Raw genomic sequence first — 13,714 nt, 5'->3', positions numbered from 1 at the left:
TGTGTTTTTGGGTATTATATAAAACTCCGACCTACTGGCTAATAACCCACACTGTAATTTCTTTTAAAAACACAATAAATTTTCAAAATTGGACCAGTGTGGATTTAAGCGAGCAGTTTAAATCTTTATGAACTAGCTTTCAAAGAGGTTGGTTTTTCGGGAAGTTTTTTGCCAGACCAGCATGTTGTTTTTTTTTCTGTAGTGCAGATTAGCTGGTACCTGCCCCTTCTTACCTCTTTGAGCAATGACTGTTTGAAATATGGTAAGCCCAGTTCAAAAACCCAGTAACGACCGTCTGCAAAAACGACTGAATTTTCAACGCCATCCGAAGCCACCAAGGATGCATCATTAAGTAGACGTTCTTCATAATGAAATGGTAATGAAAATGTCAGATATAACGCACAAAGTACAAAGATTCCTGTGAGACTAACTGCCAGTGAACCACAATAACCAGAATAAACATTTAAATTTCTTTTGATAAATTTCTCATGCAAGATTACAAGCAGACAGAATACACAAGCTACCAGCCCAAATCCTACATGCAGATAAAACTGTCTTATTTCATCATTCCAGACGATGTTGTCCCATTTCGTGCTTAAGATTGAACCCAACAAGGAGATAATAAAAGCGGCAATTTGAGAACTGATAAAGTAGGAGAAAGCTGACTTTGAAGTTATTTTTTTCATAGAAACAGGAACCTCTTTACCTCGTTCCTGATCAGAGAAAAGACACAAAACGCACCATGCGCAAAAAACTGCAAGTCCAGATGCAATAATCTCGCGTAAAAACATATTAAACGTTTCCGATAATGAATAAGTAATTACCATATCCTCTCCGTAAGTCTACATATAATTCAGACGTGACAAATAATTAAAGGCATTGCTATTCTATCATTATGCATTGCGTTTAAAATCATTTCTAATTCAGCAGAGTAGCGATACAGGCATTTCGCTATCCTAAAATCTGGTAGCTTTCCATTTCCTTGCTGAGATAAATCAAAATAATTCTATTTATTGCCTATTCGGATGCTGCAAAACCTTATAAATCCGGATGTATATCACTTAACAGTGAACCATTCGGTGACTTGCTCTCCGTGAGGTCCACCGGGTTTATCCAGTAGGGAACATTCTGCTTTTACCGTTTACTGCATACGCGAGCAGGAATTCTGTTGCAGTTCTGCATTTGCCTGCTTTTCCAGTGCTGTCATAACCCGGCGGAGCATCGCCAGAGCCTGAACAGGCGAGCTCCCAAACTGCACTTTCACTTCATCCGTATCATGATCCTGAATCAGGTCGAGGATGTTCACTTCGATCCCTGCCCCGTTTTCATCTTTTGCCGTGCACTGAATACTTACCCGGGTCACCGAATCCGTCAGGACTGGCAGTGGGTTAGTCTTGTCTACGTTGATAAAAGCCTTCTTCATTGCCCTGTTTCCCCTTGTCCTGAAAAAGTTACCGACCCGTCCGGATGGAGGGGTCGGTCAGAAAATCATGCCTGTCCCTTATTCATCTTCTCAGCATGCTTACGCAGGTACTCTTTCAGGTCAGCATGAGCATTGATGATATCGTTCATTTCATCATTGGTCAGAACAAGCGTGTAAGTATCAGTGCTGACAGATTCACCTTCTTTAAGCTTGGCTTCTTCAGCAATACGTTCAAAAATCGGGATCGCGGTGTCGGCAATGACGGTCACGGTCTTTTTGTTCAGAACGCTGGACATGGATGGTGCTTTACCTGCCGGGTTCTGTTTAGGAGCGCTGTCCTTTGGAGCCGGAGCTGGTTCCTGTACCGGTGGCGTAACCAGCGTCTCTGTATTGCTTTCATCATTCAGTTGATCCGGTACCGGGGTGTTAACGGTAGCATTACCTGCCGGTTGCTCATCACCGGAGTTTTCCGGAGTCTGCGGATCTGCCATGCGCTCTTCTACCTTGGCAGCTTTGACGAATTTCAGCGTGTTTTTCGTCGCTTTACCATAGATGGAGATCGCCTTGTTGATGTTATCTACCGCATCCTCACCGCTGTACATATACTCGTCCAGCGCAACGTACATGCTCACCTGATCGCTCACAAGCATGGTCTGTAGTTCAGAAGGCAGGTCCAGTACGCGAACCATCTGGCGAAGATGCTGCTCTGATTTACCACGTTTTTTTGCCAGTTCCGCAAAGGTCTTAGGCTCTTCTTTATCTTCAACAAGACGCTTAATTGAAAGCGCTTCAGCTACGACAGACAGCGCCAGGTTGGAGTTGCCGGTCAGGGTGAAGAGTTCTGCTTTTGAAGCGCTACCGCGAAACTCTTCGCAGCGAATACGAGTAATGCGTTCACGCCCTTCTGCTTCCAGCTGGCGGTTTGCAATAGCGATGGAACGGATACGGCAAGCCCCCTGACGCAGTACAGGTACGCCATTAACCATCTGAACAACGATAGGCGTCACGCTGAACGGGTCTTCCATGTAGGCATCGGCCAGGCTGTTCAGGTGTTCCACAACGTGAGGCATTGAATAGTAGAGCTCGCCCATACCGGCCGTGCGGGTGTTAAAGCCTTCCTGCTCTACAACAACCGAAGGGTCAATGATAAGGCCGTTACCTTTACGGGCACCGTTACCAGTGCGTTCCAGGTAACCACGAAGGCTGATTTCGTTGCTGTTGTTTTTTACTTCAGTTTCGATTGCGGACATTTTTGTTCTCTCTTTTGGTTGGTTGTTTAACTGCGCTACAACACAACAATACCAGGTTCGACATTTTTTCTAATAGGTTGCACAGAAGAAAAAGTAACTTTTCTTAAAAAAAATTCCTGAGACAATACTACTCGATCCGTCCGTTTTAAATCTTCACAACAGTGGGCCGTTTTTACGTTTAAGCAAAATAGCTGGTTCAGAAGGTGAGTCGGAGAGAAAAGTTACTTTTCCGGTTGTCTGGGCCAGTGATGAGAGAGTGGCAGGACAGGAATGGCTAAACCGGTGCGGGTCTCTTGTAAGTCGCAGGGGATTGAGGAGATATAGAGGTAAACCGGTACGTTCAGTTTTTGGATTGAGCCGGGCTTTTGGCCCGGGCTTAAGGAAGCGGAAATTTGAACGAACTGGCAGGTAATGATTTATGCCGCCGACAGCTGGCCGTCAGTGCTTTGCTGTTCTGGTTTGACAGTTGGGGGATAACCGGCAGTTAGCCGCTGGCATTCCGCATCACAGAAAGCCCTGAGGTTGCTGAAGACGGACTCCATGAAATCAGCATGAGCATACGAGTCTACAGGACGTGTCTTGTTATCTTTCATCTTGTTCTCCTCAATCATTATTAAAACCAGCGGATTTAGTTCCTGGCGCTCCATCTGCTGACCGGCTTTCCCAGAGAGCAGCGATGTGTCGGGTTCTGTTTCTCATTTTATCGTTTTCATCGGGCCCATCCGGCCGTATAAGAGACCGATTTGGCATGTTTAAGAAACGTACTGGCGACATTAAAAGCTGAGGTTGGCTTTGGAATAAAAGGATACTTTTCCCGTTTGTCAGGTCTTTCGCTACCGCTGCACGATGATTCTGTCAGGCATTCTGCGCCCTCCTTGGCTGTACATCTTGAAACAAGCGGTGGGATGTTCCCTTCCCCCTGCTCACCGCAGAATAATTGGCAAGTCCCGACGGTCGTTCCGTACGAGCCGGGTCCAAATAATGAATAAATACAACGCCACTTCAATTGTATTGACAATAGAAGTTAGGAGGATCATAGTGTCATTCATGGTGCGGCTTTCGCACCACCGCCCCGGCGGTACCGGGCAGAACTGGAGTACCTCATGAAACTTTCCCGTCAGACGACTTCTGATACTTCTGTTGATGGCCGTTCACGCGCATATGCCTGGGGCCGTGTCCATTATTTCATTATCGAACATGCACCAATGGCTGAGCTGGTCGCTATTGACGAGCTGCTGGAAAAAGCTGGCTGGAGCAATGACGGCTGTCCGAACTATGAGAAAGATGACGAGTTTGGTAATGCTGGTTACAGCTGTGGTTACTGGATCGATATTGACAGCGTGGGAAGCTTCAAGGCTGACTACAAACGTCTTAAGGGTGAGATTAGTGCGCATATCGCCTCAAAGGCGGCAGAGGTGGAGATCCGCGTACTGGACTCGATGTCCGACAAAGAATGTAAAGATGTTGCCTCGGTGGCATGTACTGTTCGCCGTGACTTACGTACGCAGTCCGAATCGCTTCATTCACTGCGTACTATCGTAACGGTTGATCATTACAATCCCTATGTGATCACCAGCCGCCCGCTGAGCATTTCCGCCTGGACACTTATCCACGACTGTCTGAAAACCGGCACCATCAATGACGTCTGTTCACGGTTGAGTTCATTAATCCTGCACTCTGAAGCCGCGATTGCCCGTTGTAAGGGAAGCTCCGACTACTCTTCGGAACACGCTCAGCTATCGTTTTTTGCTGGTAACGACTATGTCACCAGACGCACCCTTGTTGATGCAGCTCACGAAGAGGCTCTGCGAATGAACCGCCGCTTTGATGAACGTATTGCAATGAACGCGGATTCTGATGCCAGAAGGCTCCAGTGCGAATTCAACCTGAGCAACCATGTCGTACAGCGTCGGACCGTTGAATCTGCTCATATCCAGGCAATCAACGAAGACGTCACCCGTTCACAGGCGGAACCACGCTGCCCTGGAAAGCTTCTTCTGAAAATGACCAGTCATGAGGAAGTGCGGGACTCACTGAGCACCTGTTAGTCCAGCGACACCCCCTGCGGCTCTACTACCGGGCCGCAGTCTGCTCCGGCCAGATGGTGCCAGTGGCGTAATGAATTTGTTTAATAAGGCTGAGTATGATGAATAAAGAACAACTAATCGACAAACTGGAACGCGTGGTATGTGGTCAGTACTCCTACGAAATGCAGGAGCTTGCGTATTCGGCCCTCTGCTGCATTAAAGGCACCCCGGACGACTGCGCTAAGTTCCCTGTTACGCGTCCGCTGCCTGACACCTTAGTGGACGTATGGGACGAGATCGGGCAATACCTTGGCACAGGCAAAGCCATTGAAACTCGCAGTTGCGGCGTTTCGCTTCTGCTTCATGGACACTGCTACGATTCAAATCATGTGCTGTACTGGCGCAATGCTGGCGCACTTCCAGCAGCTTGCGATACGCCACTGGCTGGTGGGTCTCGCAAACTGTTCACCTGCTCAGCCTGTGGAGTGGACGGTCTGGATGAACCACCTGAAACCAGTTGCCACTGCTGCACAGAGGGGGCCCACTGGATTGAGAGCAGGCTCTTCACCTCCGGGCAGGCAGACCCTGAAGAATTTAGACCCGTGGCGGTCGTGAAAGAGTGTGCAGGCTCAACGCCGGATGATCGGCTCATCTGGAGCGTGATTGAACAGCTCAACGGCGAACTGGCGGAAGGCGATAAACTATTTAAGCAACGCTGACAGATCACGTCAGCATTTATATCAGACGAACTCCAGAATAATTTAAAGCAACCATGAACATGAAAAAGCCCAAAGCTGCATTACAGAATGCCATGAAAGAAGATGTGCCAGCTGTGACACAGATTCAGATGCGATCTACGGTTTCCAGAAAGGTTCGCTATGTAAAACAGGCAAATCGAGAGGGTCTGAAATTATCTGAGTGGATGTCGCGGCATCTCGACGCTGTCTGTGATACCGCAGATGAGATTCATAAAGGCAAACGCTCAACTCCGGTTGCGCCTGGGAAGATTCCCCCTGAGGTATACCAGGTGATATACGATCAGTGCGGCGGGTTCGTGGAGTGTGATGCTAATGCCCAGGTAATCTGGGAAGCCTGCCGTGATGCCATTCTTAACGGAGACAAAGGGTAAACGGCAGGTATCGCCTGTCATTTTTACCCTTGTGAGGAAAATCCTGATGAACCATGAGAGCCGAACTGTATACCTGAACACGGCCATTGAGGCCCTGTTGAAAGCTGAGGCGGCTCTGAACGAGCTGGCATTAGCCTATGTACTCAAACCAGGTGAAAAGGCAAGCGCATGCCATCCCCGAACCGGTACGCTTTCCACAGCTTCCCAGGTAAGAAAACTTCGCCGTGTTCTAGAAAAAAACAAGTTATGACGGCCCTTATACGCTGGCATAATGTACCGTGCTTCGCTCATCCCAGCAGTATGGGTTTTAAACTCTTCCATTTTTAAGAGTACGGGAAGAGCCTTATTATTGTCGCATACCCTACGGATGCATTGCAGTTCAAACCGCTGTTCGGTGCAATTATTGCTGTATCCGGCGGATTTGAAAATGACAGAAATAGTGATGTAAAGCTCCGCCATTAAAGAAATGCCCCGTAGTTTGGCGAATCAACTTTCTGAATTATCTCGATGAACACCATTTAAGGAAATCGAATGTGTGATTTTTGCAGGGCTGACGAAAATTACTTTCATATGGCAGAATGCGTGTATGACCAACTGGTTAAAGAGTATCCCGTAATGTGGCTGCGGGATTCAACCCGGATCGGGGCCTGCTACCTCTGTCGAGAACTGCTGTCGCCGGAGGGGATGGTCCTGGCGATGCAGAGCGCTTTCCCTGCGAAGGGATGGCGGCTGCGTATTTGGTACAATGAAACCATTGACGAAGAGATAGAACCGCAGCGTGGAGACTGTATTGAGCTGTCCTCCAGGGCGGACGCTCTGCTGTCCTTCATGTCGTTCCAGGAAAAGGTTTAGCGCTGCGGCCCCCCTCACAAAAAGGCGCTTTCCGCGACAAATCTGGTACGACCGGACAACGTTGAGTCAATTCTTGCTTCCCCGCAGAAGAATCCCTATGAAGTAAAGTAGAGGTAGGCATTACGCCCACCAGCAAACCTGATAACTGTTCTTTGCGTAACATCCTCAAACTTCTGGTGCCTTCGTAGACTGCGATGCGAATGCCCATGAGCTGAATTCACCGTATCATTTGACCGGATGCAGCGAGAACAGAAATGACAATGTTTGAACGATTTGCCAGACGGCCATAAAACTCTACTGGGTACAGAATAAGGACTGACCGCAATGGCTACGTTCTATGAGCTACCGACCAGTGAGAAGTCCATTGTTTCCGGTACGTGCCCGGACGAGCACCGGTGAAATTTTTCCCGACTGGATTACGCTAAGGCTTTTGAACGGTTTGCGTGAAGTGGGACTCTTTGGGTCTGGTTCTTGATTTATACAAAAGGCTATATGCCACAAGACGGGAGGAAAAAAGGGTTTCCCCGACTGGAGAAACCCTTTCAAAAGGTGCCGATGGCATACTAATCCACACCCCGAAAAGAGGGGGTTGCCCCCCTCTTTGTCAGCTACTTACCGGATTCGTAGGCCAGGATAGCAGATACCTCCCTTGTTCCGTCTTTCATCCGCAACTCGCAAAGCGAGTTTCGTGTGAGCCAGGTGAATATCAACAGCGTTAAACAAACTATTAATATGCACAAAACAATGGGTTGGTTCGGCATTTTCATGGCCTTCTTCTCCTGTCAACGCAAAGCAGAAGTGTCACCATCGGTGCGAAACAGAGATGTCATGCTTTGGTTCAGAGAATGCGTTTGACCGCCTCGCTATATACTTCCGAGCGTTCTCTTTTCCCAACAGAAATCACGAAAACGACAACTTTCTCGTCTATAACCTGGTATACAAGGCGATAGCCTGAAGACCGGAGCTTAATCTTGTAACAATCAGGCATACCACGGAGCTTGTTTGCTTCAATCCGGGGTGACTCAAGTACTTCAACCAGCTTCTTTTTCAACTGTTCACGTACCGTCGAGCCCAGCTTTCGCCATTCCTTTAGTGCCCGCTCGTCAAAATCCAGAAAATACGCCATCAGAGTTCATCCAGCGTCACACGTACTGGCTTAGGATTACGAAGTCGTTCTTTCACTATCTCCACAAGTTCAGCATCTTCATCACTCAGGAGTGTCTGTTTGAACGGCAAGCGTTCATTGTCAGCGATATACTCGAGCATGAGACGAAGCGCTTCAGAAGGAGTTACGCCCATTTTTTCAAGCGCGGCGTAAGAACGCGCTTTAAGTTCATCGTCAATACGTAGGTTAATGCTACCCATGTCTTACACCCCTTGTAATTACAAATGTCATTACAAGTATCGCACTACAACATGCTTAGGGCAAGTCACGAAGTAAGTCAGAAAGTAGTCGTAAGAACGGTGATCACTGTCCGCTTTGTGCCAGAAGCGGACTTTTTAAAAATATTGCGTGCCCAACAATTGGGCGCAGGTCACATCAAGTACCCTCAGAATTATAGAGAATACCTGAAATTTTTGTAGAGCGAGGTTTGTTACCCTGCCCGACCAGCGACATGTGGTTAGTTTAGTGATCAGAAATGTCGAGCGTTTGGTCGTTCATTGACGCGGGATCTTCCAACGGTTCCACATGAGTGGTGATATGGATAAAAGGCAGTGCGGTGCGGATATCATTCTCTATACGCTCGGCCCAGTCGTGCCCATATTGAACAGTCCATCGCCCAGGAACTAGGATGTGCATTGTCATAAACGCCCGCCCGCCAGCCTGGCGTGTACGTAGTGCATGGAAATCAAGCCCCTGTTCACGATATCCTGCCAGCAGTGACTCGATTTTTTTGAGTTCTTCCGTGGGTAGCGATACGTCCATCAGACCTGCAGCTGAACGACTCATAAGCTGATAACCAGTCCAAACGATGTTGGCTGCGACCAGCAATGCAACGATCGGATCGACCCAAAACCAGCCGGTCAGATAAACCAGTCCGACACCAAAAATGACACCGACCGACGTCCAGACATCGGTCAGCAGGTGATGAGCATCTGCCTCAAGAGTGATAGAGTTGTGCTGCCTGCCAGCCCTTAACAAAATGCGAGCCGTCACAAAATTAAGGATTGATGCGACTGTTGAAACCAGTAATCCGAGACCAATCTCCTCAAGCGGCTGTGGAGTTAACATCCGCTCAACTGCGGTATAGGCGATACTGGCTGCCGCCAATAGGATCAGAAATCCTTCGAAAGCACTCGAGAAATATTCGGCTTTGCCGTGCCCATATGCATGGTTCTCATCGGCCGGAAGCGCAGCCAAGGTCAGCATCCAGAGCGCCATTAGGGCTCCTGCGAGGTTAACTACGGATTCGATGGCATCAGATAGCAGACCGACCGAACCGGTCATTTTCCACGCCACACCTTTGAGTCCGATAGTGGCAATAGCCGTGGCAATGGAAAGCCAAGCGTAGTGCGTCAGCGGACGAGGTAACCCTTTTGTTTTAGTCATTATTAACTTCCTAAAATAGGACGACTAACTCACATTTCTATCCATGATAGATAATTAAACAATCATTTCGCCATGAATATTTTTTCGTTTTTATTAAATTTAATTAAAAAGTCTCTGCAAGTGCTGTTTCATCTTCTAGTAAACTAAATTTTATTTTTAGGGTTTTCTTCAACTTGAAGTAATATTATCTCACAACAGATTAGTCACTTAGGTTAACTGAGCGGCTTTTATATTTTTCAATTAAAATATGCAAAACTCCCATTGCACCATGTGCATAAAAATAGACCTCAATGAAAGTAGTAAAGAACTTATGCCAGTGGATTACTGTTTCAGCCAGATTTGACTGCATGGTATTCAACAAGAACCATAGGCCACCTGAAAGTGCTACAATTAGCAATGCTAGAACTCCAAATCCTTGGATTGTACTGGCAATACCTCCCGAATGTGCATCGGGCAGTCGGAAACTAGTCAACGTTTTTATATCTTGCTTAATACCACTAAAGTCAAGCCCTACCCATGAAAAATAATAAGTAAAACCTCTTTGAGTAAGCATCCAACTTAACATAATAAAACCACAAATAATCAGTCCTAACCCTGAAATAATGTGCATCCAGGTTATAACTCCTTCAAGACTATGTTCACCAATTGCTTCGGTCTCTGTCAGATTAGAGTTAATAATTTGTGATAATATTAGAAATGCCACAATGATGTGAAGAATACGAAAAAAAGGAGCGTAATCATGGGGTAATAGATTCCAGAGTCGCAATTTCATTAATGAGTCCTTAGTAAATTTATCGATGATCTTAATCATACAAAAGAATTATTAGGATAACCTTAATTCTTAAAATTGCAGCAGGCATTAGTTCACCTCTGATATGGCCACTTGCGAAATGGGAATGGTAACTGTTATTACTATGTGTTTACTTGCTGTTCTTGTTACGCAGCCCCTTAAACACATTACTTTCAAATATGATTTCCTGCTGGGTTTAAATATGTGTCTTTCTATAGTGCGGCAACCTATTTTTACACCAACTCATGAATTAAATAAGAATCATAAATTAAATGAGAGGTTTAATTCTCTTGCTTAACGCGATGATATTAAATGGAAATTTTAATTTTTGTAATTTATTAAACAGTTAGAATGAGACATGGTAAATACGATCTTCCTTTAGATAATTCTGATAGCACTTTTTCTACTGGGCAGTCTGCAATGTCCGCTTCACGCCCTGAGACATTCGACAAGCTTTTTATGGCTTCAGTAAGGGCGAGTGTCTCGCTTCGAGAGCCAGCAAATATTTCGCTTCGTCATAACAGGTTCTGGCCTTCCAGCAGCGGTAAATGATCCTTATCCATTTGAACGCCAGTGCCCGGATCGCAGACTGATGAGATTTGCCCTTTTCTCTAAGGCCCTGATAATACAGTTTGGCCCAGTATGATGAATTAACCGTCTTGGCAGCCCATTCAACAAAGGTCTGCCTGACGAACTTGGCACATTGCCATCGCCAGTGAACCCATGATTTTTGGCCGCTTCGTTCGGTCACCGGTGCTATACCTGCGTAGTTTTGAATTTCTTCAGCGCTGTTAAACCGGTCACGATTATCACCAAGTGCAGCAAGCATCCGTGGGCCCATGCACGGTCCCATGCCCGGAAGTGATTTGAACAGCCCCGCATCTGGCAATGTGTCAAACAGCGTTTCGATTCGTTCGTCATAGGTTTTGATGATTTCACTCACGACTTTAATTTGTGTCGCCAGTGCTGCTGCCATCAAAGCATTAGCCTCTATAACACTCGGGTCTGTAGTCAATGGGATCGCATTATCAATACTCGCAACACGTTGCTCGGTAAGGGCCATAGCGCGACCACCTTTGGCATTCAGAAAGTTGCGGATCGTGTCGCGTCTGGCTCGTTTCAGTTGTTGCAGACTGGGCCACCGGATAATCAGCTCACACAACAGTAAGCTACCCCGATGTGAGAACCACTCCAGTGGCTGAGGATAATACTGTTTAAGCGTGTTGATTATCCGGTTCACAAAGCGTCGTTTATCTTCAACCAACTGACGACGTTGCTCAACCAGTTGCTGAAGTAAGCGAATATCCGCATTGTCGGGTTCAATAGCTTTTATCTTCTGGGGGTAACGCAGCATTAACTCTAATGCCAGCTCGGCATCCTGCGGATCATCTTTAGCGCCGCTGGGCGAGAAGGCTTGCCGATAACGAGCCAGGGACAATGCGTGGACGGGGAAAACGGTGATAAAGGGGTATTTTTGAAGAGCATATACCACGGGGCCCTTCTTCAGTTCGAGAGCTATTGCGATTCTACCTTTTACTTTCTGGTGTAACTCAGTAAGCCAGGCATCAAGCGCTTCTGCTGTATGTTCAATCACATCGAATACGCGTTCACCGTTTTTAAACTGAACACAGACATCGTGTTTTTTATCAGCCCAGTCCAGACCAACGTGCGCAGCAAATTGATTAGTCACAGTCATCACCAACTCCTTTTTATCGGGGATTGGTATGCATTCCACGCTCTTCGAAAGAAATATAGCCAGCAGTTTATCTGCATGCCCTGAGTATTCGTTAGCGAACGTGGAGCACCTACTGGCTCGAAAGAAAAGCGGCGATCATCACATGATTCTCGCTCAATATTCGTAACCAGTAAGCGCATACCCTGAATCACTTCAAAGTGTAATTCTCAGGGTACGAATGACTATATCTCGCTCTTAGCGGACATTAGCATAGGCTATTTACCATAACGCCGCATTACGCGTACCGCTCAGACGGCCTGAGCGCGTTTCTGACGTGTCCCCGTTAAAAACAGTAACAAACCACCCGAAAATGCACGCCAGAAACGCTACGTAAGAATCTATCCTATGACTGGATATGCACTCAACTGAATAACGCCTGGTTTCAGTCCATTTTATCGGGATCAGCCTTCTTTCTGGGTAATTTAGGGGGCTTCACTTGCTGATTACTTTGCGTGCGGCGCGTGAGCCAAGGATGGTCAGCTTTAGGTTTTACGTAGAATTTTGAGCGTAAATCAAAACGGGCATTATCCACACGTTCATGGACACTTTTTTCATCATCCAGTGGTATAGGCTCCGGGCCATCAACATATTTTTCCCATCCCAACGCTTTCCCATCATACAGAACCTTAATTTCACCGTTAAAGCTTTCGCATACCGTGACAACCGAATGCCGAAGTCGATATCCCCGGCCTTCACTGCGAATCTGAAACGCACTGCTTTTGTACTGGAAAGTGAGATTTTTGGAGAGAACGCGCTTCGCCTGGAGGCTGAAGATATAACCCAGTTCCTCTTCAGAATGGTGTACATCAAGATGGGCGTTATCAGCAATACGAGGCGGCGTAGCAAACCGGTTGTTATAGGCTTCAATAAAGGTCGGCAACCATGCGTTTGCTGTTTCAATATCACTGATACCCTGAAGCCGCATTTCTTTGACCAGCCTGTCCTGCAGTGTCTGATTGGCACGCTCTACCCGCCCTTTTGCCTGCGGGCTGTTGGCATGGATTGGCTCGATGCCCAGTGTCTTTATCGCACGTGTGAACTGAGTCAACTCTCCTTCCCGCTCCGGGTTATTTACTCTGAATATACTGTGTCTGTCAGAATAGAGAGCCAGTGGTACGCCATGATCATTAAGGTAACCCCGGAGGGTTTCCATGTAAGCCCGGGTTGTTTCTGCAGGAGCGAATCGTAGCGCCATCAGAGCGCTGGTAGCATCATCGATAAAGACTATCAGTGTGCATTTGGGGCCCCGACCTTCAAACCAGTCATGAGGCGAGCCATCAATCTGGATGAGTTCACCGTAGGATGGGCGCCGCATCCGGCGCTGATAAATTCGGGCAAACTTACGACGACGTTCGCGCCATATGCCCTCCTCTACCATCCACTTCCTGAGAGTTTCAATGGATAAACACAAGCCGTGTATCTCGCGCAATTTTTCGCACGCAAGCGTAGGTCCAAAATCAGCGTAGCGGCCTTTGAGGAGTGAAATTACTGTTGCTCTGAATTCGGTAGAAAAGGAATTATTGGGACGCTTTCCACGTCGGCGGGAAACTAGACCAGAAGGCCCTTCATTTCTATACCGTTGCACCAGACGTTTAACCTGCCGAATAGAAATGCCAATGCGTGCCGCAGCTTGTTCCTGAGTAATATGGCGATTAAGTGACTCCTGAATAATGTGAAGTCGGTCGAGTTCCTTATGACTCATCGTAACAGTCTCTTTGATCATGAAAAATCCCCCAGAGAATTGTCTGGGGACATTTTAGAATGGTTCAAAGGGGACATTACAGCTTGGTGTTAACAATGGCCTTCTTCTCCTTGCATTTAAGCAGGCAAGAGGCTACTCTGAATGTGACTAGCATACAGGGGCCTCGGGTTGTACTGACCCCAAAAAGTTGGACAGTTAAACACGAGGCACATAGGTCTGGGTTCGATATTCAATTGGACTCAGACCTTTTAATTT

16 protein-coding genes and 1 pseudogene are annotated in these 13,714 nt (G+C 47.0%); 6 read left to right on the top strand and 11 right to left on the bottom strand.

Annotated elements, in window-relative coordinates:
* Positions 1–125 precede the first annotated feature (125 nt).
* The 4 genes from ACOTWU_RS23040 to ACOTWU_RS23025 form a co-directional block, all read right to left on the bottom strand.
* Positions 126–827, bottom strand: coding sequence for a hypothetical protein (locus tag ACOTWU_RS23040; protein ID WP_004248818.1), 702 nt, complete (start codon positions 825–827; stop codon positions 126–128).
* A gap of 314 nt (positions 828–1,141) precedes the next feature.
* Complete coding sequence (locus ACOTWU_RS23035; RefSeq protein ID WP_000708863.1) at positions 1,142–1,423, bottom strand: hypothetical protein; 282 nt, start codon at positions 1,421–1,423, stop codon at positions 1,142–1,144.
* 65 nt (positions 1,424–1,488) lie between these two features.
* Positions 1,489–2,673, bottom strand: a complete 1,185-nt coding sequence (locus tag ACOTWU_RS23030; RefSeq protein ID WP_001272971.1) for a hypothetical protein — start codon at positions 2,671–2,673, stop codon at positions 1,489–1,491.
* Positions 2,674–3,089: 416 nt separating this feature from the next.
* A complete protein-coding gene (locus ACOTWU_RS23025; protein WP_001371930.1) occupies positions 3,090–3,266 on the bottom strand; it encodes a hypothetical protein in 177 nt (58 codons plus the stop codon).
* 510 nt (positions 3,267–3,776) lie between these two features.
* Between ACOTWU_RS23025 and ACOTWU_RS23020 the strand changes: the two genes are divergently transcribed.
* The 5 genes from ACOTWU_RS23020 (at position 3,777) to ACOTWU_RS23000 (ending at position 6,681) form a co-directional block, all read left to right on the top strand.
* Positions 3,777–4,721 (top strand): DUF5417 domain-containing protein, encoded by a 945-nt coding sequence (locus tag ACOTWU_RS23020; protein WP_000778029.1) that lies wholly within the window; start codon positions 3,777–3,779, stop codon positions 4,719–4,721.
* Between the two features lie 95 nt (positions 4,722–4,816).
* The gene (locus tag ACOTWU_RS23015; protein WP_012695474.1) at positions 4,817–5,419 is read left to right on the top strand and encodes a hypothetical protein; all 603 of its coding nucleotides are present in this window, start codon (positions 4,817–4,819) and stop codon (positions 5,417–5,419) included.
* A 59-nt stretch (positions 5,420–5,478) separates the two neighbouring features.
* The gene (locus tag ACOTWU_RS23010) at positions 5,479–5,829 is read left to right on the top strand and encodes a hypothetical protein (RefSeq protein ID WP_000743059.1); all 351 of its coding nucleotides are present in this window, start codon (positions 5,479–5,481) and stop codon (positions 5,827–5,829) included.
* Between the two features lie 46 nt (positions 5,830–5,875).
* Complete coding sequence (locus ACOTWU_RS23005) at positions 5,876–6,079, top strand: hypothetical protein (protein WP_001015183.1); 204 nt, start codon at positions 5,876–5,878, stop codon at positions 6,077–6,079.
* Between the two features lie 281 nt (positions 6,080–6,360).
* Positions 6,361–6,681 carry a hypothetical protein gene (locus ACOTWU_RS23000; protein ID WP_000332796.1) on the top strand — a complete coding sequence of 107 codons (321 nt, stop codon included), beginning with the start codon at positions 6,361–6,363 and terminating at the stop codon, positions 6,679–6,681.
* A 608-nt stretch (positions 6,682–7,289) separates the two neighbouring features.
* On the opposite strand, the gene ACOTWU_RS22995 is transcribed toward ACOTWU_RS23000, so the two are convergent.
* The 3 genes from ACOTWU_RS22995 to relB all read right to left on the bottom strand — a co-directional run bounded on the left by ACOTWU_RS22995 (position 7,290) and on the right by relB (position 8,046).
* Positions 7,290–7,448: a type I toxin-antitoxin system Hok family toxin gene (locus ACOTWU_RS22995; protein WP_001447866.1), complete on the bottom strand. Its 159-nt coding sequence runs from the start codon at positions 7,446–7,448 to the stop codon at positions 7,290–7,292.
* Positions 7,449–7,519: 71 nt separating this feature from the next.
* Positions 7,520–7,807 carry a type II toxin-antitoxin system mRNA interferase RelE gene (relE, locus tag ACOTWU_RS22990; protein WP_000323025.1) on the bottom strand — a complete coding sequence of 96 codons (288 nt, stop codon included), beginning with the start codon at positions 7,805–7,807 and terminating at the stop codon, positions 7,520–7,522.
* A complete protein-coding gene (gene relB / locus ACOTWU_RS22985) occupies positions 7,807–8,046 on the bottom strand; it encodes a type II toxin-antitoxin system antitoxin RelB (RefSeq protein WP_000534858.1) in 240 nt (79 codons plus the stop codon). Before relB ends, relE begins: the two co-directional genes overlap by 1 nt.
* 24 nt (positions 8,047–8,070) lie before the next feature.
* Here relB and ACOTWU_RS22980 point away from each other — a divergent pair.
* Positions 8,071–8,187 (top strand): annotated as a pseudogene (locus tag ACOTWU_RS22980) (hypothetical protein); the annotation flags it as partial.
* 121 nt (positions 8,188–8,308) lie between these two features.
* Here ACOTWU_RS22980 and ACOTWU_RS22975 read toward each other — a convergent pair.
* The 4 genes from ACOTWU_RS22975 to ACOTWU_RS22960 form a co-directional block, all read right to left on the bottom strand.
* Positions 8,309–9,232, bottom strand: coding sequence for a cation diffusion facilitator family transporter (locus ACOTWU_RS22975; RefSeq protein WP_000167917.1), 924 nt, complete (start codon positions 9,230–9,232; stop codon positions 8,309–8,311).
* A gap of 199 nt (positions 9,233–9,431) precedes the next feature.
* A complete protein-coding gene (locus ACOTWU_RS22970) occupies positions 9,432–10,004 on the bottom strand; it encodes a cytochrome b/b6 domain-containing protein (RefSeq protein ID WP_001515348.1) in 573 nt (190 codons plus the stop codon).
* Positions 10,005–10,479: 475 nt separating this feature from the next.
* Positions 10,480–11,718: an IS110-like element ISEsa2 family transposase gene (locus tag ACOTWU_RS22965; protein WP_000219087.1), complete on the bottom strand. Its 1,239-nt coding sequence runs from the start codon at positions 11,716–11,718 to the stop codon at positions 10,480–10,482.
* 421 nt (positions 11,719–12,139) lie between these two features.
* On the bottom strand, positions 12,140–13,480 hold the full coding sequence (locus ACOTWU_RS22960) for an ISNCY family transposase (protein WP_000589001.1): 1,341 nt from the start codon (positions 13,478–13,480) through the stop codon (positions 12,140–12,142).
* Positions 13,481–13,714: the final 234 nt, after the last annotated feature.

This window comes from Enterobacter cloacae complex sp. GYL001 (assembly GCF_049237125.1).
Classification (GTDB): Bacteria; Pseudomonadota; Gammaproteobacteria; order Enterobacterales; family Enterobacteriaceae; genus Enterobacter; species Enterobacter hormaechei_C.
Note: the sequence above shows the minus strand (reverse complement) of the source record. Positions and strands in the feature narration are given on the sequence as shown.